Annotated in this window: 16 protein-coding genes; 5 read left to right on the top strand and 11 right to left on the bottom strand. The window is 63.3% G+C overall.

From position 1 onward, the window contains the following. Position 1: 1 nt before the first annotated feature. The 4 genes from EGJ86_RS20225 to EGJ86_RS20240 form a co-directional block, all read right to left on the bottom strand. Positions 2–2,716: a putative virulence factor gene (locus EGJ86_RS20225; protein ID WP_116620358.1), complete on the bottom strand. Its 2,715-nt coding sequence runs from the start codon at positions 2,714–2,716 to the stop codon at positions 2–4. Beyond that, entirely contained in the window at positions 2,713–5,694 is a 2,982-nt protein-coding gene (locus tag EGJ86_RS20230; RefSeq protein WP_075750786.1) for a virulence factor SrfB, read from the bottom strand. Before EGJ86_RS20230 ends, EGJ86_RS20225 begins: the two co-directional genes overlap by 4 nt. A gap of 69 nt (positions 5,695–5,763) precedes the next feature. Further along, a complete protein-coding gene (locus EGJ86_RS20235; RefSeq protein ID WP_075750787.1) occupies positions 5,764–7,104 on the bottom strand; it encodes an SrfA family protein in 1,341 nt (446 codons plus the stop codon). A gap of 236 nt (positions 7,105–7,340) precedes the next feature. Continuing rightward, positions 7,341–7,745, bottom strand: a complete 405-nt coding sequence (locus EGJ86_RS20240; protein WP_004425315.1) for a GFA family protein — start codon at positions 7,743–7,745, stop codon at positions 7,341–7,343. Between the two features lie 107 nt (positions 7,746–7,852). Between EGJ86_RS20240 and EGJ86_RS20245 the strand changes: the two genes are divergently transcribed. Further along, positions 7,853–8,719, top strand: coding sequence for an AEC family transporter (locus EGJ86_RS20245; RefSeq protein ID WP_242408945.1), 867 nt, complete (start codon positions 7,853–7,855; stop codon positions 8,717–8,719). A gap of 16 nt (positions 8,720–8,735) precedes the next feature. On the opposite strand, the gene EGJ86_RS20250 is transcribed toward EGJ86_RS20245, so the two are convergent. Then, positions 8,736–9,476 carry an ABC transporter substrate-binding protein gene (locus tag EGJ86_RS20250; protein WP_004425322.1) on the bottom strand — a complete coding sequence of 247 codons (741 nt, stop codon included), beginning with the start codon at positions 9,474–9,476 and terminating at the stop codon, positions 8,736–8,738. Positions 9,477–9,663: 187 nt separating this feature from the next. On the opposite strand from EGJ86_RS20250, the gene EGJ86_RS20255 reads away from it, so the two are divergent. Next, positions 9,664–10,794 carry a PilT/PilU family type 4a pilus ATPase gene (locus EGJ86_RS20255; RefSeq protein WP_075750794.1) on the top strand — a complete coding sequence of 377 codons (1,131 nt, stop codon included), beginning with the start codon at positions 9,664–9,666 and terminating at the stop codon, positions 10,792–10,794. A gap of 88 nt (positions 10,795–10,882) precedes the next feature. Then, positions 10,883–12,523 carry a Na/Pi cotransporter family protein gene (locus EGJ86_RS20260; protein ID WP_125836396.1) on the top strand — a complete coding sequence of 547 codons (1,641 nt, stop codon included), beginning with the start codon at positions 10,883–10,885 and terminating at the stop codon, positions 12,521–12,523. A 1-nt stretch (position 12,524) separates the two neighbouring features. Here the strand turns inward: EGJ86_RS20260 and EGJ86_RS20265 are convergent, their stop codons facing one another. From EGJ86_RS20265 to EGJ86_RS20285, 5 genes are all read right to left on the bottom strand, one after another. Then, a complete protein-coding gene (locus tag EGJ86_RS20265; protein WP_125836397.1) occupies positions 12,525–14,033 on the bottom strand; it encodes an NCS2 family permease in 1,509 nt (502 codons plus the stop codon). 114 nt (positions 14,034–14,147) lie between these two features. Continuing rightward, the gene (locus EGJ86_RS20270; protein WP_125836398.1) at positions 14,148–16,706 is read right to left on the bottom strand and encodes a TRAP transporter permease; all 2,559 of its coding nucleotides are present in this window, start codon (positions 16,704–16,706) and stop codon (positions 14,148–14,150) included. Positions 16,707–16,877: 171 nt separating this feature from the next. Next, positions 16,878–17,849 carry a TAXI family TRAP transporter solute-binding subunit gene (locus tag EGJ86_RS20275; RefSeq protein ID WP_125836399.1) on the bottom strand — a complete coding sequence of 324 codons (972 nt, stop codon included), beginning with the start codon at positions 17,847–17,849 and terminating at the stop codon, positions 16,878–16,880. An 81-nt stretch (positions 17,850–17,930) separates the two neighbouring features. After that, a complete protein-coding gene (locus tag EGJ86_RS20280; RefSeq protein WP_125836400.1) occupies positions 17,931–18,290 on the bottom strand; it encodes a RidA family protein in 360 nt (119 codons plus the stop codon). A 35-nt stretch (positions 18,291–18,325) separates the two neighbouring features. Then, positions 18,326–19,567: a D-amino acid dehydrogenase gene (locus EGJ86_RS20285; protein WP_125836401.1), complete on the bottom strand. Its 1,242-nt coding sequence runs from the start codon at positions 19,565–19,567 to the stop codon at positions 18,326–18,328. 126 nt (positions 19,568–19,693) lie between these two features. Here EGJ86_RS20285 and EGJ86_RS20290 point away from each other — a divergent pair, with 126 nt between their 5' ends. Next, positions 19,694–20,599 carry a LysR family transcriptional regulator gene (locus EGJ86_RS20290; protein ID WP_125836402.1) on the top strand — a complete coding sequence of 302 codons (906 nt, stop codon included), beginning with the start codon at positions 19,694–19,696 and terminating at the stop codon, positions 20,597–20,599. Between the two features lie 66 nt (positions 20,600–20,665). Here EGJ86_RS20290 and EGJ86_RS20295 read toward each other — a convergent pair whose 3' ends face one another. Next, positions 20,666–21,637, bottom strand: coding sequence for a TAXI family TRAP transporter solute-binding subunit (locus EGJ86_RS20295; protein WP_125836403.1), 972 nt, complete (start codon positions 21,635–21,637; stop codon positions 20,666–20,668). Between the two features lie 171 nt (positions 21,638–21,808). On the opposite strand from EGJ86_RS20295, the gene EGJ86_RS20300 reads away from it, so the two are divergent. Next, positions 21,809–22,837 (top strand): AraC family transcriptional regulator, encoded by a 1,029-nt coding sequence (locus tag EGJ86_RS20300; RefSeq protein ID WP_125836404.1) that lies wholly within the window; start codon positions 21,809–21,811, stop codon positions 22,835–22,837. Positions 22,838–22,972 lie beyond the last annotated feature (135 nt).

Raw genomic sequence — 22,972 nt, forward strand, 5'->3', positions numbered from 1 at the left:
CTTATTCCGTCCGATCCGCATGCAGGGTGGCGAGCACCTTGCCCAGCGTCTCGTTCTGCTCCGGTGTGATTTCTCGGCCGGCACTGTGACCGGCGTTGTCTTCAGCGATCTTGGCCAGCGCCACCAGCCAGTCGCCCACATAGTTGCGCGTGTGTTCCAGGGGTTGCGCCGGTAGTTGCGGCAGCTTGCCCGGGACGATAACCGGCGGTGCCTGGAACAGCTTGGCGCCACGCTCGATGCGGCTGTCGGGACGCTGCTCCAGCGGTGACTCGATGAACCCTAGCCAGCCGATGAAATCGCCCAGCACGGTTTTCGCGGTGAGCACCTGACGTCCGGCCAGCTGCTCGCGTTTGGTGCCAATCTGCTCGGTACTGACGATGGCCTGCAGCAGGCGTGTTTGTAGGTCGAGGCGACTAGCGCCGGTGATGAGCTCATCAACCAGAGCCTCGACCGCTGGCTTGGAGAAGCCCAGATAGGTCATCAGACGCATGTCTTCAGGCAGGTGGCGCAGGTGGCTTATCCACTCACGCAGTACGGCCTGGGCGAAACGTGCATCGCTACCGCTGGAGCGCAGCGGTAAGGCATTGCTCGACGAGCGAGGCGCCGACTCGCTGTCGCCGAACAGATCAAAACCATCGTCGTGTCCCAGGTCATCACCCAGGTTGAGCGCACCCCCGCTCACAACACCGCTGCTTCCACTATCGCTCACCAGAGCAGTAGGTTCTTCGTCATCGGCGCGCAGGTACAGACCCCGAACCAGATCGTCAGGCAATTGCATTCTCTGCAACAGTTCACCCAGCAGAATGCGCCGCGGCCAGACCGCGTCGAAGATCTGCTTGGCGATCTTGCGCTTCTTCTCCAGCTCGCCGGCGCCTTCTGCCTGATACCAGTGGCCAAGCCGGTTATCCAGCAGATGCAGTACATCATCGAGCTGTTCACGAATACGCCCCAGCTTGACCTCGCGCAGCGCCACGCCACGCAGGTACTGGCTGATACGGCCCATGCCGCCATCGTTCAGCTCCAGCATCGCGTCCCAGGCCTGCTGCGGCTGGTTGACGTGGCGCTGTACAGTTTCGTCTTCGACGAAGGTACTGCGCATCAGCCCCAACGAATCCTGGGCAGCGGCGTTGATACCGATCTCTTCACCAGCCTGCACGTCGAGGAAGGTCACCTTCATGCGCGGTTTGCGCACCAGGAAGGTGTTATCGAAGGGCTGACCGGCCGTCCACTCCTGCAGCCAGGTGTACTGGCCGAAGCGTTCGAGCATGGTCATCTTCATCATGCCGCCGCTACCCCAACCGAGGCGCAGCAAGTCTTCGCCCTTGTCCAAGTCGCTACCAATGCGCATGTCGAACATGGTGATGGCCCACAGCAGCCCCGGCTTACGCAGAGCACGCTCTTCGGGCTTGGCGCCCTGGGTCTTGTCGATCCAGCGGGTCAGTACCGGACCGACAGCGGTGACGTCGGACTGCTTGTTCGATGGCGTACAGACGATCAGCACGTTCATTTCCTGGCTGTCGGTGTAGCGCTCGAACAAATAGGCAACCTTGCCGCGCAGGATCAGTTGCGCCACCGGGCTGGCTTCGTCGCTGCTCACCGCGCGACGCACGTCGTCCAGCGACTCGACCGACAAGCGGCCGCGATAGCCGGGAAAATCGAGCAGATCGACATGCTCGAACAGCGGCTCGCTAGTAGGCTCAACCAACGGGAACACCAACTCGACGGTGAGTGCGGCCAGTTGCGCCAGGGACAGCTCGACCGACGCACGCAGCTCGCCGTCGATGAATGGGCGCACGCCGATGCGCTTGTCGCTGTCCTTGCCCAGGCGTTCGAGCATGTCGACGTTCATGATGCTGTCGGCCTGCGACAGGCCCTTGTCGGTCTGCCGCACCAGGGCATCGAGCGGAGCGAATACGCGATCGGCGTTACCCAAGCTGCTCAGGGTTCTGGCGAAGCTCTGGTAGGCCTCGCTCAACTCGTTGATCTCACCCCAGAAGATCGAGAACAGCCGGGTGCGATCCTCCACCGCCAGCCAGGGCGCCAGCTCCACGGCCACGGGCCAGTAGTACCCAGCCAGACCACTCAGCGACGCCGGGAAACTGCCTTGCAGGTAGTCCCACAGGGCCACCACGTCGTCCTCGCTGACTCCGGGCACCGGCTTGAGCTGGCGGCGCTGGCCGAGTTCCTTGAGCAGTTGGCGGATGGCCGCTTCGTCGAAGCGATAGGACACCTTCTCGGTGTTGAAGTCGTTGAAAAAGGAGTTGGCCAGCACCTTGGCCACTTCCACTTCGCCGAACAGCTTCAGCTCCAGCGGGAAATCGTCCGGGCCGGGGCGCGCAGTACGGCTGAAACGGGTGACCAGGCCGGTGGCCTCTTTGCCTCCACCCGGCGGATTGACATGGGTGAGGAAGTCCAGACGACTGCCACCGAAATCAGTCTCCAGCTTGCCGTTGGCACCGGCAGCCAGGGTCGAGATCAGGTACGACTTGCCGGCCTGGGACAGACCGAAGAAACCCACGGTCATCGGCAGGCCGGAAACGCCGCCCAGGCGTCGGGCGGTATTGCGCACGCGACGCAGGCTGAGGATCAGGTCGTCCGCTTCGTTATCCAGGCGTGGCGCGCTGCGGCGCACGTCGCCGATCCAGCGGATCGCCTCGCCGGCACCGGCATGAATGGCGGCCCAGTGTCGGGTCAGTTGCTCAGGCGAGTTACTCATTTGCGAAACACGCTCCCGCTGTCGAGCCAATATTGGGATTCACCCAGCCCGGCGTCGGACAGGGTGTTGAGGCGCAGGCGAATGTGCGAGCGGCTGACCGAACCACTGTTGGATTCGGCACCAAGAAATTCGAAGCTCTCGCTGCCTTCAGCCGGATTGCGCGAAGGCTTGATGCCCAGGCGCACCTTGAGCACCAGCCCCTGGGAAGCGACCTGCTCGCGCAGCTTCTGGTTCTCGATGCTGAGGATGTACAGCGGCGCTGCAGACCAGCGTTCGTTGGCCAGTTGGCGGAAGCCCAGGCGCATGGTGCCGCGCATATCGAAGGTCAACTCGGGTAGCTCGTACTCGGGGTCGTCGAGATCGATATCGCGGAAGTAGACGTTACCGTCCTTGATCACGTTGTTATTGTCGATCAGACCGAGGAACTTCAACGTCGAGTAGGGTTTGAACGCCGCCGAACGGAAGAAGAAGTTGGGCAGCCGCAGGCTGCGGCTGAGCAGACAGAGCATGGCGCCGACTGCGGCCGTGGTCTTCGGGTCCTCGATACGGTCGAGCTTGTTGAACGGGTACCAGCCACCGGTGCGGTACTGGTTGAGCGGCAGGATGCGTCCCGGCGGCAACGGCAGCAGCTTGCGAAACAGCGCCTGCACACCGGGCAGACGCGACGGACGCCCAGTGAGCAGGAGCACATCGCAGGGGTAGCTGTGGACAACTTCGCACAGCGCCTGAATGGTCTTGCCGATGTTCATGCGATCGCCGATAAACGCCTCGTGAATGCGCCGCAGACTGACGTTGAGCGTTGTCGCCAGCAGGTCGAACGGCTCGCTGCCGTTACCCAGTTGGCGGCGTACGGCACTGCTGAAATAGTCAAGCACATCGTCGGTGGGACGCTCGTCGCCAAGCAGTTCACCGAAAGTGCCTCTGACCAGGGTGCCGGCATCCAGCGGGTCATATTGTTCGTAGGCCTTGAGCAGGCGCAGACCGATAGGGCTGAACAGTTGCAGAGTCAGTTGCTGGCGCAGCACGGCGTCCTGCACGGCCAGCGGCTCGCTGCCGATCAGCTTGGACAGCAACGCATCAGGGTTGTCGACACCCGCATCACGCAGCGCCGAGCCCAATGCCGGCAGGACGAACTGGCGGATCACGTCGAGCAGGATGTCGTCACCGGCGACCTTGAAACCATCGCGAAAACGCTGCGAGGGGGTGATATAGACGTTGCTGCCCACGCCATCATCGAGCCGATATTCGGTGATCACCAGGTCGGTGGTGCCACCACCGATATCGATCGAAGCGATGGTCAGACGATCCTTGTGCGGCTGATCCGGACGCGCCATGGTGGCAAAGAACTCCTCCGGACGACCGGCGAAGTTGTTCTGCGTTTCGTTGAACAGGTAGACGACCTGGCCGCAGGTGGCCTCGTCCCACTGCACATGCACTTCCGGCAGGAATGGCCAAGCGGTCTCGCGGCTCTTGGCGTCCTTGATGTTGATCGGATCGTCCTCAGGGTGCCAGCCAAGGCTCTTCCACACCAGGCCGATGGCCTGCTCCATGCACTTGGCGAAGATTTCGCGCTCGGGCTTGGGCATCGACGGCGGCACGGTGAGGATGATCGAGCGCAAGTGGCGCGGCACGCGCGAATGGCTCATGCGCAGACGCTGCGACGGGCTGTTTATCTGCATCAATGCCTGGCCGAGCACTTCGCAGAGCATGAAGGTCATCAACGAGCTGCGCGAATAGTGCGGGTGGAACACCGGCATGCGTTCGTCGAAGGGCAGGCTGTAGAGCGCCTGACCTTTCTCGTTGATCAACCCGGCGACTGGCGCAGCAGTGGCGTGCGGCTCGCTTTCGGATTTGACGTAGGCGCAGTTGAAGCGCCAGCCCGGCTCGTAGTTGTCCTCGTCCCACAGGTAACGCTTCGGGCTGGACAGGCCGGTCGAGCCTTCGGTTCCACGCCGGCGACTGGCCAGACGTCCGGCCTCGCGACCAATGCGGGCGATGGTCGGCCACTGGAAGGCCTCGCGACGGCCACTTTGCACCGAAAAGTGATCCTTGCCGAATACCGCCTGAGCGAACTCGATACGGCTTTCGAAAGGTTCCGGATAAACGTGCTCGGGCTGGGTCAGGTCACGCAGTTCCAGCTCATAGCGCTTGCTCAGGCCATCGTTCTCCTGCGGGTGATCCTCGATCAGGATGCCGCAGGTGCGCGAGTTGCCGACATCGAGCACCATGTCCACCGGAATCGCCTTGTGCAGGTCGCTGTCGCGGTTGGACACCACCTTGAGCTCCGGCACCAGCAACGCCGTACCGAGCAGGTGCAGCAAGTTGAGGTAGTGCGCCTGGTGATAGAGCTCCTGACACTCGTGCTCGATGTCATCGAACTGCATGCGTATCGGCGGCAGTTGCGCCTGCTCGGTGAACACTTCGCGTAGCCAGCCATCGACCCAGGCCAGGTCGAGGAACCAGCCCATCTCGTCGGCCTGATGTGCCAGGGCAAATGCCGCGCCGGCTCGCACATCGTCACTGGTCGGCGCCAGATAGGCGGTATCGCTGCGGCTGGCGAATACTTTGGTATCGAAGGCCAGGGTCACCCGGTGAGTATGACCATCTGGATCCTCACCCTCCTTGAGCTCGATGATACGCATACGCGCCCAGTTCGACGGGCCATCGTCGAAACGCCGAGGTGGGCTGAAGCGAAAGAATGGCAAGGGTAGCCAGAGCCCTTTGAGCAGACGCACCGACTGGTCGACCGCTACGCTGTAGGCCGGGCTCACAGGACTGCCCGGGGCTGCCGGATGGAAAAAGCTGTTGCTGCGTTCATCGAACATCAGCCGCGCCAACGGGCCATCGTTGCGCTGGCGCACGAACTCGCCAGGTAGTTCGCGGCGCAGTTCAAGGGTCACGGCGAAATCCAGGAACTGGACACCGCTGCCCATGATCAGGGTGATCTTATCTTCGTAGTCGGTCTTTTCTGGAAACATGATGCGTTTTTCCGCCCTGTTCTCGGGTCGTGGCAGGCCGTTGGAACTGCCTGGAATTTCAAGGGCCTGTTACTCGACGCCCTGCCTCATGGACATGGGGAATTGCTTGTTCTCATAACTACCCGTGCAGTCAGCAGCGCTACGGCTATCCGGGCTGCACACGACTTCCGGCAGCTTGTAGCTGCTGCCATCGTTGCAGGCAGCCTGCCCCTGGTTGTTGATCGCCAGCTTGCCGCCCTGCATCGCGGCATTCACCGCACCAGAGCACTCGACACCATCACCACGTCGCACCTTGACCTGCCCCTTGCCATCCTTGAAGTCATAGTCGAGTTGCATGGGCTTGCCGGTCTGCGCATCCTGAATACCGGCACCCGCTTTCCAGTTACCGTTGAGGAACTCAGTGGAGCCGGTTTCCAGTGCCTGCGGGGGAATGCTCAGGTCTTGTGGTACGTCCCGACCCGGCGGTTGCTTGCGAGGTTCCTGCTGCTCCTGTGGCGGGTCGGCTGGTGGCTCCTCAGCGGCTGCATCTTCAGGCGCGGACGGCGGCGGTTCTTCGCCCGGTGCATCGAGCTCGTCGTGTGCAGCAGCGCCCTCCTCCTGCTCGGCAGCGGGAGACTCTTGTCCGTCCGGCAGTTGACCATCGATAGCAGCACCCGACCCGGCGCCATCGACCGACCCACCACGACCGAACACGCCGATATCACGCTCATGCACCGGCAATCCCGGCAGATCGATGCGATCGAGGCCGAGTGGCAACTCGACCGTTGGCGCACAGGCGCGCAGCAAGAACAACAGCAACAGCAGGAGCAGTGGCAGGAGCAACAGCCACAGCCAGCGCCACCAACGCGACTTCTTCACCACCTCAACCGGCACGGCGGCGGCCAGCGGGGGCGGCGCGAGCGGTGCTACTGGCGCAGCGCTGGGCACAGGCGGACGCAGACACAACAGCGGGTCGTGATCATAGGTTCCCGCGTGATCGGTGAACCCCCAGAAGGTGATGACGGGCTTGCCATCGACCAGGTAGACATGGTCGCTGTCGGGAAAGTGAATGGTTTTTTCCAGCAGGCGACCGAATATCTGCTTTTCCCGGTTCTGCGCGTCAGCACGCATGCTTTCGCTGGTAGCACCCAGTTTGGCGTGCATCACCTCAAGCTGAGCATAGGCATTCGCGCGCTCCTCAACCGTGGCCGCCGACCAGGGGATCACGTCGCCCTCTGCAGGCGCGTACCAATCGATGCGGTCACCGGTTTCGTTGGGCTGCGGAATGGCTAGGCAACTGGAGGCTTCGCGCCCCATCTTCAGGCGAATGGCCTCGCGCAGTTGCAGCGCGGCGCTGTACACCGGCTGACCATCGACACCCAGCGCCTTGAATTCCTGAAGGTTACCCGTGCGGAGCAATGCGCCTGACATGTGCGGTCATCCTTTCCCTGGCCATCTGAAAATAGAAATTACGGCACAATCATTCCAAATGACGTTGGAAGATCGCGTCAGTCAGCAAGGCTAAAAAGCCTTTTGTATTCAAACGTTAGCTGCACTTAATTTTTCGAAATGTGACATAGACATCGCTTCATGGGAATGCTTTTCGGCGCAAAAATCAATCTGCGATTAACTCTGAATCGATCCCTTATGCGTTTATGTTGAGCTACCTAATCTATCTCTTCTTGCCACTCTTCCGGCAATTGCGGATCGACCGTCAACCAGGACAGCCGGCTGCTCACCCAGATATGCCGATCCGCCGGGGCTTGCTCCGGCTTGTCCAGCGTGGCGACGGTTACATCCAGCGTATCCGGGCTGAGCGAAGTGAGCAGCGCCAGATGTGCACCGCAGTCCGCACAGAAATAGCGTGTACAGCTGGCTGATGAGGCGAACGCCTTCGGCGTGCCGCGCAGCCAGTGAAATGCCTGGCGCGGTACCGTGGCCCAGGTAGTGAGAATGCCGCCACTGCTGCGCCGGCAGACCGAGCAATGGCAGTGCGCGATATCCGTCAGCGGCGCATTGATCCGATAGCGCAGTGCACCACACTGGCAGCCGCCCTGATGTTCGACCTTCATCTTGCCTCCGCCTTGCATTGCCCCGCGCCGCTGACCAAGATGGGCGCTCACCACCACCGGGGGTTCCCGTGATAGACCTGTTGCTGGCCTTGTGGCCGCTGTTCGCCATGATAGTCGCCGGCTACTGGCTGCGCCTGCGCGAGTTCCCCAGCGAGGCTTTCTGGCCGGGTGCCGAGCGCCTCAATTACTTCATTCTGTTCCCTGCCCTGCTGTTCTCCAGCCTGGCCCGTGCGCCGCTGAACAATCCGGCCTTGCCGCGTCTGGCATTGGCGGTGCTGCTCGGCCTGGGCATCGCCTGGCTGGCGCTGCTGCTGGTGCGGCGCCTGCGTGGCTGGCCGGCGGGGCGTTTTGGCGCCTTCACTCAGGGCATCCTGCGCTTCAACACCTACCTGGGCCTGGCCGCGGTCGGCAGCCTGTTCGGTCAGGAGGGCCTGACCCTCGCCGCGCTGATGCTGGCCCTCATGGTGCCGACGGTGAACGTGCTGTCGGTGTGGTCGCTGACCGCCGAACGTGGCGTCAGCGCGCGCAGCCTGCTGCTGCCGATCATCAAGAATCCGCTGATCCTCGCCTGTGTCGGCGGCGCGCTGTTCAACCTCACGGGCATCGGCCTGCCGGGCGGCACGGATCGCCTGCTCAGCCTGCTCGCTGCAGCCAGCCTGCCGCTGGGCCTGCTCTGCGTTGGCGCGGCGCTCAAGCCGGCACAGCTTGGCGGTGAAATCCCTGCACTGACCTGGAACAGTGCGCTGCGTCTGCTGGCGATGCCGCTGCTGGCCTGGGGCGTGGCCTGGGCGCTGGCCCTGCCGGCCATGGAGAGCGCCGTGCTGGTGCTGTTCTTCGCCCTGCCCACCGCACCGACCGCCTACGTGCTGACCCGCCAGCTCGGCGGCGATAGCCAGCTAATGGCCGGCATCATTACCCTGCAGACGCTGTTGGCGGCCGGCAGCCTGGTGGCGATCATGATGTTCTTGGCCTGATTGACCAGCACGGGCGCTACTCCACGTAGCTCTCGATCAGCCGCTGATATTCACCGCGTGCCTTGAGCGCCTCGAGCCCGCGATTGAAGCGCTCGATCAACTCGGTAGCACGCGGATGCTGCCGCGAGACGATGAAGTGCAGCGTACTGCTCTGAAACGGCACCCGTGACCGGTGAAACTGCGCCAGATCAGCGCCAGCGCTGTGCAAAGCACTGTCCCCCAGGTTACGGTCGGCAATGAACAGGTCGTCACGTTCGAGCAGCAGCAGCCGTGCGCATTCCTGCAGACCCAGTGGAGAATGACGGCGCAGTACGCCCTGCTCGACCATTTGCTGGATCGCCGCCGGCGGCTGCCAGCCCAGCGGATAGCAGAGTCGCCGGCCGATCATGGTGGGCAGATCGTCGAGCTCGATGTGATCACCGGCCCGGCTGAAGATGTATGGTTCGGCCACATAAATGGGCGCCGAGTAGAGAAACTCCGCCTCGCGCTCGGCAGAACGGACGTAGGGAAAGGTGGCGTCGTACTCAACGCGCTTGGCTTTCAGGTAACCGCGGTTCCAGGGCAGCCAGTCGAGCGTGATTGCCGCCCCCTGCTCGGCCAGCGCCGCCCGCACCACCTGGGTGAGCATGCCCTGACCAGGTAATGCCTTGCCAGTGAACGGCGCATAGTCATCGCCCGTAGCCAGGTGCAGCACCTCCGCTCGCGCCGAGACGCACAACAGCAGACTCAGCAGAGCCGCCCCCCATAATCCCACCATCAATCTCCAGTCACTGGCGCGCAATCGCCTTGCTGCCCCGATCATTGACTCTTGCTCTCACAAGCACGGCTGTCCAGTGCAACCAGGCTATAGGGCGACAATTCATATTGTTCTCTTGATACGAAGCAACGAGCTGGGCAGGGCGCCGTCTATTCTTGTCGCAACACGAACGAGATGCGGCAAGCCGATGAATGACACCAACGCCAACGATCAGCCTGACGTTTTCCCCTATCTGCAGCTGATCCACCAGCACGGCGGCTCGGACCTGTTCTTCAGCGTCGGCGCACCGCCACACATGAAAGTGGAAGGACACAGCCAGCCGGTGGGCCAGCACATCTTGAAGGCCGGCGAAGTGCAACAGCTGGCCTATCAACTGATGACGCAGAAGCAGATCGCCGAGTTCGAGCGCGATCTGGAGATGAATCTGGCGGTCAGCCTGCAGGGCGCCGGACGTTATCGGGTCAACCTCTATTACCAGCGCGGCGAAGTGGCCATGGTGGTGCGCCTGATCAAGAGCCAGATTCCCAGCTTCGAGGCGCTCGGCCTGCCAAAAATGCTGGAAAAGCTGGCCATGCAGGATCGCGGGCTGATCCTGGTCACCGGCGCAGCCGGTTCGGGCAAGTCCACCACCCTGGCGGCGATGCTGGATTTCCGCAATCGCCACAAGAGCGGGCATATCGTCTGCATCGAAGACCCCATCGAATTTCTCCACAGCCACCAGCGCTCGATCATCGACCAGCGGGAAGTCGGCCTCGATACCCACAGCTTCGACGACGCCCTGCGCAACGTGCTGCGCGAGGCGCCGGACGTGATCATGCTGGGCGAGATCCGCGACGCCGCGACCATGCAGCACGCGCTGCATTACGCCGAAACCGGCCACCTGTGCGTGGCCACGCTGCATGCCACCAGCAGCAGCCACGCCATCGAGCGTATCGCCCGCTTCTTTCCCGACGAAGCCCGCAAGCAGGTGCTGGCCGACGTGGCGCACAACCTGCTCGCGGTGATCGGCCAGCGCCTGGTACCGGGCATCGCGCAAAAACGCGTGGTAGCGGTGGAGCTGATGCTGGGCACGCCCTACATCCGCGACCTGATCCAGCGCGATGAGTTGGAGGAGTTGCGCGAAGCCACGGCACGAGCGGCCGAACAAGGTCTGCAAACCTTTGACCAGCACCTGTTCGCCCTGCTCGAAGCCGGCCGTATCAGCCTGGCCGAAGCGCTCAAGTTCGCCGACTCGCGGACCGACCTCAGCCTCAAGTTCAAGCTCGAGCGCGGCTTCTCCGCCGACGACGCCGAACTCAAGGTACTGCGCGACGGTTGACTGGCTTTATCAGCGATTTCGGCCGATGCTCATCTATACAGGCCGAAACCATAATTCCTCATCGGCCGTCTTTCAGGGGGGCCGATTTATGCTGACCCTGCTGCATTTGCTGTCAGCCATTGCCTTGTTGGTCTGGGGCACACACATCGTACGTACCGGCATCCTGCGCGTGTTCGGCTCGCAGTTGCGCAAGGTGCTCAGCCACAATATCGGCCGCCGGCCGCTGGCGTTCGTCGCCGGCATCGGCGTCACGGCGCTGGTGCAGAGCAGCAACGCCACGGCCTTGCTGGTCACCTCCTTCGTCGCCCAGGGCTTGATGGCGTTGGCGCCGGGCCTGGCGATCATGCTCGGTGCTGACGTCGGCACGGCGCTCATGGCCCGCGTGCTGACGCTCAATCTCAGTTGGCTGAGCCCGCTGCTGATCTTTCTCGGGGTGATCTTCTTCCTCTCGCGGCGGCAGACCCGTGCGGGCCAACTCGGCCGTGTGGCCATCGGCCTGGGCCTGATGCTGCTGGCGCTGGAGCTGATCGTCGCCGCCGCCACGCCGATAACCGAAGCGCGCGGCATTCGCGTGCTGTTCGCGTCATTGACCGGCGACCTGCTGCTCGACGCGCTGGTCGGTGCGTTGTTCGCCCTGCTCACCTATTCCAGCCTGGCCGCCGTGCTGCTCACCGCCACCCTGGCCGGTGCCGGGCTGATCAGCCTGCCGGTGGCCATCGGCCTGGTGATCGGTGCCAACATCGGCAGCGGTCTGCTGGCCTTTCTCACCAGCAGCCTGCAGAACCCGGCCGGACGTCGCGTGGCGCTGGGCAGCCTGATCTACAAGCTGATCGGACTGTTGCTGGTGCTGCCGGTACTGCAGCCATTGGCCGACTGGCTGGACAGCCTGAACTGGCGTCCGGCCGAGCTGGTGATCTTCTTCCACCTGCTCTACAACGGTTTGCGCGCCCTGCTGATGCTACCCACCGTCGGCTGGATGGCGCGCTTCTGCAACTGGCTGATGCCGGCCCGTGCCGACGACAGCGGCATCGCTCGCCCGCGCCACCTCGACCCGACGGCGCTGACCACGCCCAGCCTGGCGCTGGCCAACGCCGTGCGCGAAACCCTGCGCGTGGGCGACCTGATCGAGGCAATGCTCGGCCACCTGCTGCCGGTGCTGGAACACAACCAGCCGGCGACGAGCAAGGAGCTGCGCCTGCTCAATGACGACGTCGCCAGCCTGTGCCGGACGGTCAAGCTGTACCTGGCGCAGATCCCGCGCGAGGCGATGAGCGAACACGAGAGCCGGCGCTGGGCCGAGGTGCTCGAGCTGGCGGTGAACCTGGAGCAGGCCGGCGAGCTGATCGAACGCATGCTCGGCAAGATCCAGAACGAGAAGACCGCGCAGCGCCGAGCCTTCTCCGAGAAAGGTCTGGAGGAGCTGACCAGCCTGCATGGGCAGCTGACAGCCAACCTGCGCCTGGGCCTTAACGTGTTCCTCAGCGCCGATCACGCCAGCGCCAGCCAGTTGCTGCGCGAGAAGCGCCGCTTCCGCGCGCAGGAACGGCGCCTGGCGCACGCGCATATCGGCCGCCTGCAGCGCCAGGTGCTGCAGAGCATCGAGACCAGTTCATTGCGTCTGGAGCTGATCGCCGACATGAAGCGCCTCAACTCGCTGTTCTGCTCCAGCGCCTATGTGGTGCTGGAGGGCCAGGAGACCGGCGCGCTCAGGCTCGAGGGTGGCGAATGACTCAGTCGGCGCTGCTCACTCGCTCGGGCGCGGCCGGCTCCACGCCGCGCCAGGCATACCAGGCGAAGAACAGCGCCATCAGCAGATAGCCGTGGACGAAGTCCGGCGCGGCGTACCAGGCCAGTTTCGGTGCGTGCATCAGACCAACGAAGGCCATGCCGGCCGCCACCAGAGCGAAGACGGTGGCCTGGCGGAACTGACGATCGATCACCGCCACGCACATGGCACCGAGCAGGATGGCGCTGAACATGGCGCCCTGCCCCAACGCGCCGATGGCACTGGAAATGCCCTCGACCACCTCAGGCGCGCCCCGATTGAAGCGGGTCATCAGGTAGTTGGCGAAATACGGTAGCATCGCCAGCGCCACTGCCGGGTAGTAACGGGCGTGGTTGCTGTTGAACGCGGTGGCGATCATCGACATGCCGACGAATACCAGGATCGGCGCCACCACCGATACCGGAATCAGCGCGGCGATGAAGGCGATCAGGCCGAACATGGTCGCGAGAATGTACACCGCGCCATTGAGCAAACTGTAACCGCGTCCGGCGCCCATCCACTTCGAACCCACGGTGGCGATGTAAACGGTGGTCGGGAACACGCCGCCGAACAGCGCCCCGAGCGAGGTACCGAGCCCATCCACGGCCTGGCATTCGCGCACGCTGTAGCTGTCACCGGCGGCGCTCATGGCCTCGACGTTGTTCATGGTCTCGATGGCGTTGTACAGGGTGATCGGCAGGATTACCGTCATCAGCGCCAGCAGGCTGGTGAACAGCAGGCCCAGCCCTTCGTACCAGGCCAGGTTGGGCAGTAGCGGGTAGAAACCCAGGTGGGTGAAGGCATCGCTGAACTTGCCGCCGTCAGCCGCGCCGATCAGGTAGGCCAGCGCGGTGCCGACGACGATGGCGAACAGCGAGGCAGGCAGGCGGAACGGCATGCTCACCCGCGCCACCAGGCCGACGATGGTAATGGCCAGTACGAGCAGGCCGATCACCGGAATTTCCAGGGTCTTGAACAGCATTTCCCCAGCGATGAAGGTCAGTGCCACCCCGGCCACCGCGCCGAGCATGGCCGCACGCGGTAGATGACGCTGCACCCAGTTGCCGATCAGGCTGATGGCCGCCTCGATCAGGCCACTGATAAAGCACGCAGCCACCGCCACCTTCCACGCCAGTTCTGCATCTCCGGTAAGGTTCTTCGCCGGCAGCAGCACGCCGAACAGGAAGACGAACATCACCGGTGTACTGATGCCATAGGACAGCGCCGTCACGTCGGCACGGTTCTCCTTGCGCGCCAGTCGCGCGGCACTAAAGGCGTAGTAAAAGTTGCCGACCATCACCGCCACCGCCGCGCCAGGCAACACCTGACCGAACACGATCTCGGCGGGAAAGCCCATGCCCAGCATGCTGATGGCGATGATCACGAAGTTGGCGATGTTGTTCTGGAACAGGGCGAAAAAGGCGTCGGTGTCTTCCTTCTTGTACCAGGGATAGTGCACGCGTGGCGTCGACATGACTGGCTGAGTCCTTGTTGTCTGAATGGTCAGGTCGGCGAGTCTAGCAACCCGTCGCCAGGGCATAAACGAACAAGGCAGCCGAAGCTGCCTTGTTGGAGGTCGAGACGCGCGCTATGTACGCTGCGCGACCAGACGACGGCGCTGCAGCAGCACAACGAGACCGAACAGCAGGAAGCCCGGAATCCACATCAGTTCCTTGATCCAGCGGTCGGTTGGTGCCCGCACACTGAGAATCTGCTGGTCGAACTCGAGGCCTGCATCGGCTGCGATACTGCCGAAGGTGACGCTGTCCACCAGCACCTTGTCGCCTTCTTCGTACAGGTTCAGGCCGAGCTTCTCCAGGCGCGCCTGGCCCGAAGCGCCGTCCGGCACCGGCAGCAGCACGGTGAACTCACGCGGGTCGCCCACGGCGTTCTCGCCAAGAATGCGCAGGCGCAGCGAGCTGCCGTCCTCTACCCCATCGAGCGCTTGCGCCAGCTCGGCCGGCGGCACTTCCTGATAAGGATCGTGCAGCATGTCCATCCAGAAGCCGGGACGGAACAGGGTGAACGCCACCAACAGCAGCAGCACGCTCTCGTACAGGCGGCTGCGTACCAGGAAGAAGCCCTGGGTGCCGGCAGCGAATATCAACATGGCGACGGTCGCCACGATGAAGATCAGCACGCCATGCCAGAAGTCCACGTCGATCAGCAGCAGGTCTGTGTTGAAGATGAACAGGAACGGCAGCGCGGCGGTGCGCAGGCTGTAGAAGAACGCCACGATACCGGTCTTGATCGGGTCGCCCTTGGACACCGCCGCAGCGGCGAACGAGGCCAACCCCACCGGCGGGGTCACGTCGGCCATGATGCCGAAGTAGAAGACGAACAGGTGCACCGCGATCAGCGGCACGATCAAGCCGTTCTGCTGCCCCAGCGCCACCACCACCGGCGCCAGCAGGCTGGACACCACGATGTAGTTGGCGGTGGTCGGCAGGCCCATGCCGAGGATCAGGCTGAACACTGCCACCAGGATCAGCATCAGCAGCAGGTTGCCCATCGACAGCAGTTCGACCAGGTCGGCCAACACCAGGCCAACGCCGGTCTGCGACACCGCACCGACGATGACGCCGGCCGCCGCGGTGGCGATACCGATGCCGATCATGTTGCGGGCGCCAGCGATCAGGCCTTCGCGCAAGTCGACCACGCCATCGATGAAGGTGCCGTGGTCATGGCTGCCATCGCGGCGCATCCAGCTCAGCAGCGGGCGCTGGGTGAGCAGGATGATGATCAGCATCACGCTGCCCCAGAAGGCCGACAGGCCGGGGGACAGGCGCTCGATCATCAGGCACCAGACCAGCACCACCACCGGCAGCAGGAAATGCAGGCCCGAGAGCAGCACCGCGCGGGTCTGCGGCAGTTCTTCCAACGGCGCATTGGGGTCTTCCGGCGGCAGTACCGGCACGCTGGCGGCGACTTTCAGCAGCGCCAGGTAGACCACCGCGAGCAGAACGCCGATCACCGGCAGGGCATATTCGCCGAGCGCCGGCTTGAGCCAGCCGAGGCCGTAGTAGACCGCCAACGACAGGCCACTGATCAGCGCTGCACCGAAGGCGAAGCCGGTCAGGCGACGCAGCCAGGGCTTGGGCTGATGGCCACCAATGGGTTGCAGGCCGAGCTTGAGCGCCTCGAGATGGACGATGTAAAGCAGCGCGATATAGGAAATCGCGGCAGGCAGGAAGGCATGCTTGATGATCTCGACATAGGGCATGCCGATGTATTCGACCATCAGGAAGGCCGCAGCCCCCATTACCGGCGGCATGATCTGGCCGTTGACCGAAGAGGCCACTTCGACCGCGCCGGCCTTCTCCGAGGAGAAGCCGGTGCGTTTCATCATCGGAATGGTGAAGGTGCCGGTGGTCACCACGTTGGCGATCGACGAGCCGGAGATCATCCCGGTCAGGCCGGAAGCCAGCACCGCCGCCTTGGCCGGGCCACCACGGAAGTGGCCGAGCATGCTGAATGCCAGCTGGATGAAGTAATGGCCGGCACCGGCGCGCTCGAGCAACGCACCGAACAACACGAAGAGGAACACGAAGCTGGTGGATACGCCCAGGGCGATACCGAACACGCCCTCGGTGGTGATCCACTGGTGGTTGGCCAGCGCGTTGAAGCTGACCCCGCGGTGCGCCAGCAGGCCAGGCATATAGGGGCCGGCCAGGCTGTAGACGAGAAACACCAGGGCGATGATCGCCAGGGGTGGGCCAAGCGCGCGGCGCGTGGCTTCCAGCAGCAGCGGGATACCGATGCAGGCTGTGACCAGGTCGCCCGTGGTCAGGCTGCCAGGGCGCAGGGCCAACTGCTGGTAGAAGATGAACAGATAAGCGGCACTGGCAGCAGCGACCAGACCTAGGGCTATATCCAGCAGCGGTACGCGATCACGTGGCGATCTCTTGAATGCCGGATAGGCGAGGAAGGCCAGCAGCAGGGCGAACGCCAGGTGAATGGCGCGGGTCTGGGTATCGTTGAGTACACCAACGCCGAAGATGAACGGCAGTGGTGAGGCGATCCACAATTGGAACAGCGACCAGAGCAAGGCAAGGCCGGTGATCACCTGAGCCATCGGGCCGACGGGCATACGCGCGCCGACATCCTGGGCGATCAGTTCCTCGGTGGATAGTTTCTTTTCGGCCATAGGGTAGTACACCTACGTTGTCATTCTGATAAAAACGGCGAGCCCCTCGCTGCCGGAGGGGCTCGGTTTTTGACCCTTTGAAAGGATCTGTAAGCACGCAGTTTACCTATACCAGCCCAACTGCGCCCGCTATCAAAGAGTTTAGAGCCCAGCCTGAGACTCTCCACCCGGCTAGAGCCAGCCTTTTTCCTTGTAGAAACGTAGTGCCCCGTCATGCATTGGAGCCGTTAGCCCCGCTTTGATCATGTCCTCGGCCTGCAGATCGGCAAACGCCGGATGCAGGCGTTTGAAGCGCTCCAGGTTATCGAATACCGACTTGACCAACTGGTAGACGACCTCGGGATCGGTCTTGGCCGAAGTGGCCAGCACCGCTTTACCGCCGATGGATGGGACGGGCTGCTCCACACCAGGATAGACACCCGCCGGGATATCCGCCTTGGTGAAGTAGCTGGCCTGCGCCAGGAGCTTGTCGATATCAGGGCCGCTAACCGGGATCAGGCGGGTTTCGACGGTAGCCATGGCCTCCTGGATGGCGCCACTCGGATGACCGACCACATAGGTGATGGCATCCAGGTTGTTGTCCCCCAGTGCGGCTGCCATCTCGGCAGGCTTGAGTTCAGCGGCGAGGGAGAAGTCGGACTTGCTCCAGCCGTTGGCCTGGATCACTTCATCGAAGGTATCACGACTGCCAGAGCCCGGCACGCCGATATTCACGCGCTTGCCCTTGAGGTCGGCGAAAGTCTCGATACCGCTGTCTGCACGGGCGACGACGGTGAGGATCTCGCTCTGCAGGGAGAAGACCACGCGCAGATCTTCGACAGCCCCATTCTGATCGAAAGGCGGTTGGCCCGTGAGCGCCTTGTTCTGGTGATCGGACTGAATGAACCCGAAGTCATAGTCGCCACTCTTGATCGAGGCAATGTTGCTGACGCTGCCAGCGGAAGACGGCGCATTGCATTTGATGCCGTGCTCGGCAGCACTGCGATTGAGGAACCGACAGATCGACTGTCCGGCCGTGTAATAAACGCCCGTCTGTCCACCGGTGCCAATGGTCACGTAGCGCTCCTGAGCGACCAGGGGACTGCTCAACAAGGTGCTGCCCATGACACATGCCAGGAAACCCATGATTCGATGCTGCTGCATATCAACGTCCTCGTGTTGTTGTTTATTCGAACGGTGGATGGGCTGTCATCACCAGCGCCATCGGTACAACCATTGCGGCCGTCAAGCCGCCTTACGCACTGCAATGACCATGATCTCGACCAGGACATCGGCAGAAGCCAGGCGTGCCTCGACGGTGGCGCGGGCAGGCGCGCAGCCGGCTGGCAGCCAATCACTCCAGACCGCATTCATGGCGGCAAAATCCTTCTCGATGTCTTTCAGCCAGATCTGTGCGCTGAGCATGTGACTTCGATCAGATCCCGCCTCGGTCAGCAGCGCGTCGATCTTTTCCAGCACCTGGGCGGTCTGCCCGACTACATCCTGGCTGCGGTCGCTCGGCACCTGGCCAGAGAGAAAAACCAGATCGGAGAAGATCGTCGCGCCAGAAAGGCGGTCGTTGGTCTGAATACGTTGCACGGACATGGCAAACTCCTGCTGTTGTGAGTGTTCGGGTGTGCTCAGGATGCCAACTGCATACCATCGAGAGCGATCGCCGGTTGTTGCTGGCCTATCAGTTGCGCCAGCACCTCGGCGCTGCCGCACGCCAGGGTGAAGCCCAGGCTGCCGTGGCCGACGTTCAGCCAGAGATTGCCGATGCCGCTTGCACCCAACAGTGGCGTGCCCTCCGGCGTCGCCGGGCGCATTCCCGCCCAAGTCTCGGCAGCCGCGTAATCGCCTGCGCGAGGAAAGCTGGCCTGGGCAAGCTGTCTCAACTCGGCAAGCCGATCAGGGTCTGGCGTGGCATCCCAACTACCGATATCGACCATTGCAGCAACCCGCAAACGCTCGCCCAGACGGGCGTAGACCACCTTGTGGTCGTAATCGGTGACGTTGGTCTCCGGGCCCGCTGCGCGGTCGGCCAGCGACAAGGTGAGGCTGTAGCCCTTGAGCGGGTATATCGGCAGTCGCACCCCCAGCGGGCGGAGCAATGCCACGCTACCGACCCCAGCAGCGACCACCACATGATCGACCTCCAGCTCCCCGTCATCCAGCGCCACGGCTCTCACCCTGCCGTGCTCAAGAGGTATCGCAGTGACCCGCCGCCCGGCATGCAGGCGGAATGAGGGGTTGCTGCGCAGCTTGCGCAGCAGTTGTCGGCAAAACTGATGACAATCACCGACTTCGTCACCCGCCGCGAAGACGCCGCCCTGGAATCGGCCGGCCAACCCTTCGAGGGCGGGCTCCAGCTCAAGGCATTGATCAGCATCGAGCAGGCGTTGATGCGCCGATTCACCGACTGCGCTGCGCGCCTTGTTCCAGCTCGCAGCGTTGCGGTAGATCACCAGCTTGCCATTGGCGCGCCAGGAGAAATCATCCAGCGCCTCATGCTCACGCCAGCCCTGCAATACCGACTGGCTGTACAAGGCCAGGCGCAGCAGGTGCGCGCCATTGCGCTGGTTCACCGAGCGACGGCAAGCCAGCAAAAAGCGCAGGCACCATTGCCACTGATGCGGGCTCAGGCTGGGGCGAAAACGCAGCGGAGCATTACCCTGCAGCATCCACGACAGCGCCTGCAGCGGCACACCGGCATCGGCCAACGGTGAGACATAGCGATAACTGAGCTGACCACCGTTGGCGAAGCTGGTCTCCAGCGCCACTTCCTCACGCTGCTCGATCAGATCCACTCGATACCCTTGACGGAGCAGCGCGTAGGCCGTGCTCAGCCCTATCACCCCACCACCGATAACCGCGACCCGCATGATCCATCCCCCGCATCTGAATGAAATCAGGGTATGGAGGGGCGAAACGAGCGGCCAATGAAAAGATGGCGGCAGCCCATAACCCTAGGTTATGTTCCCTCGACCATGCGGGAACACGGATTGCTCATGCGCCTACGCCACGTCGAACTGTTTCAGGCAGTCCTGCAGACCGGGAGTCTCACCGCAGCGGCAGAGCTGCTGCACATCTCCCAGCCGGCTGCCAGCAAGATTCTTCAGCATGCCGAACAGCAACTGGGGTTTGCCCTGTTCAGCCGTGTACGCGGCAAGCTGCTGCCAACTGCAGAAGCGCGAATACTGCAGCGACAGGCCGAACGCCTCGCTGCCGAACTGCAGAATCTGCGGCGCCTGTCCGATAGCCTGCGCCGCGGCGAGGAACGAGCGCTGCGCCTGATCTGCACACCCACCCTGGCGCAAACCCTGCTGCCTGACGTGGTATGCGGCTGGCGCGCCGAATTTCCGCACACCCGATGCGACCTCTCGACCCAGCACACCAGCGAGATCATTCAGGCCCTGTTGCTGCGCGAGGCCGATCTCGGCCTGACGCTGCAACGCGTGGAGCACCCGGACCTGCACACTGAAGTGCTGACACAGGGAAGGATGATGGCCATCGCCCCACCGGGTTGGTGGAGTGACCAGGAATGCGCGACGCCCATGCGCCTGCAGAACATGGCAGGGCTGAGCCTGATCGGCCTGGACACACGAGACGCCTTGGGCGGCCTGCTACGCGGGCACATCCAGGAGCTGGACCCACCAGCCCGCATCGACATTTCGGTACAGACCTACCAGCTGGCCCGCATGCTGGTGGCTGCCGGGCAGGGGCTGGCCCTGGTCGACCCGTTCACGGCCTTGTCAGGCAATCGCGGAGACGTTCAGGCCCGCCCGCTGGAACCCGTCATACCCGTGCCCCTGTACCTGTTGCGGCGTTGCGACGAGACGCCTTCTGCCGCTCAGCAAGCCCTGCTGAAACGCCTGCAGACGCTGGCCATCGACCTGCTCGACGAGCAGCGCTGAGGCAAACCCCGGGGCAAAAGAAAACCGCGGCCAGGGCCGCGGTTTCGTCTATCGCCGGATGCCGGCTTACAGCCAGCCGCGTTCTTTGTAGTAACGCTCGGCGCCCTCGTGCAGCGGGGCAGTCAGACCAACCTTGATCATGTCCTCTTCCTTCAGGTCAGCGAAGGCCGGGTGCAGACGCTTGAAGCGATCGATGTTGTCGAATACCGACTTGACCAGCTGGTAGACCACTTCCGGGTCAGCCTTGGCGCTGGTGGACAGCACGGCCTTGCCGCCGATGGACGGAGTCGGCTGATCGTTGCCCTTGTACAGACCGCCAGGGATGTCGGCCTTGGTGTAGTAGGTCTTCTCGGCCAGCAGCTTGTCGATCTCGGCGCCGGTCACCGGAACCAGAACGGCGTCGGTGGTGGTGGTGGCTTCCTGGATCGCGCCGTTGGGATGACCGACGAAGTAGGTCATGGCGTCGATATTGTTGTCGCCCAGAGCACTGGCCTGTTCAGCCGGCTTCAGCTCGGCAGCCAGGGCAAAGGCGGAACGATCCCAGCCTTTGACGGCCATGATCTCTTCCAGAGTGTCACGCTGGCCGGAACCCGGGTTGCCGACGTTGACGCGCTTGCCCTTGAGGTCGTCGAAGCTGGTGATGTTGGCGCTACGACGGGCGAGGACGGTGAACACTTCGCTCTGCAGCGAGAACACCGCGCGGATGTCGCTCATTGCACCTTCGGCTTCGAACGGCGCAGCGCCGTTGAGGGCCTTGTACTGGTGGTCGGACTGCATGATGCCGAAGTTGAATTCGCCGCTGCGAATGCCATTGACGTTGGCCACGCCGCCGCCGCTGGCTGGCGCGTTGCACTTGATACCGTGCTCAGCCGAGCCACGGTTGAGGAAACGGCAGATGGACTGGCCGGCAACGTAATAGACGCCTGTCTGGCCGCCGGTGCCGATGGTGACGAATTTTTCTTCAGCCTGTGCCATACCACTCAGGGCAGTGCCCGCGAGTGCAGCGGACAGGACCCATGCCAAGGATTTGCCTTTCATGGGAAATCTCCTTTTTTCTGTTGTTTTGAGCGAGCGTGCCTTGTGAGCGACGTCCGGGAGGGAAGTCTAACCGCTCACGACGAATATGCACGCCTTGTTGGCCAATCGGTCGTAACCGCTTATGTGAGGCGCGGGCTATCGCCCATTCCCGGCATTGGGCAGAATCGGCCAATGCCCAACGCCCTTCACGAATCCGCGCAGGCCTCGGTCAGCGCCAGCCTGACCCAGGCCGTGCTGCATGCAGCCAGCCGCCTTGGCCTCGACCGTCAGGCGCTGCTCAGTGCCTGTGGCCTGACTGACGGGCACCTGGCCGACCCCGACGCGCGCATCCCGTTCAGCGTCCAGCAGACCCTCTGGCGCGAGCTGGACTTACACCTGCCGCATCCAGAACCCGGCCTGCTGCTCGGGCGTAACCTGACTCCCGGCCCCTTCAGCGTGCTCAGCTATCTGCTGCAGAGCAGTGCTACTCTGGGTGATGGACTGAACGCCGCACTGCGCTATCAACGTCTCGGCGGCGAGGGCGGCGAGCTGCATATCGAGACGCGCGACGACAGCCTGTTGCTGCTATACCGCCCGCTGCATCCACAGCATCCGGCGACCCGCATCCGTGTACTGGCGATGCTGGCCTGCTGGGTGCAGATGACCACGCCGCTGCTCGACGACTTCCATTTGCTCGGCGCGCAATTTCGTCACGATGCACCGGACGACCTCGGGCCCTATCAGGATGTATTCGCCTGCCCCCTGCAGTTCGCCAGCAGCGATTACGCCATCGCCCTGCCCCGCGCGCTGTGCCAGAAGCCACTGATCCAGGCCAACCTGCCGCTGCAGCAACTGCTGCGTCAACATGCCGAGACCCTGCTCGCCCGCCTGCCCAGTGCCAGCCTGAGCGCGCGGGTCATCGGCCAGCTCGGCGAACAACTGGCGCATGGCGAGCCCGACCGCGCCGAACTGGCCCGCGCGCTGAATCTGAGCGAACGCACCCTGCAGCGAAGGTTGGCCGAAGAGGGTTGCAGCTACCAGCAACTGCTGGCCGACACGCGTCGCCAACTGGCCGAACAACACCTGCGCGACGGCCGCCTGCCAGCGGCGGAAATCGCCCTGCTGCTGGGCTACTCCGAGCCCAGCGTGTTCTTCCGTGCCTTCCGCCAATGGACCGGCCTGACGCCTGGCGAGTACCGCACCCAGCACGGCGCTGGCTGAGTCGCAGGCTCGTTCGCCAACACGGCTATGCGCGAGCCATGTGGCCCCATCATGGCCAGGCAGCCCGGACCGTAAACGGTCGCCACGGTATCAGCGCATCACCTGCGTCGATGATGACTATGCCTGCGCCTGGCG

The organism is Pseudomonas sp. o96-267, from assembly GCF_003935465.1.
Lineage (GTDB): Bacteria > Pseudomonadota > Gammaproteobacteria > Pseudomonadales > Pseudomonadaceae > Aquipseudomonas > Aquipseudomonas sediminis.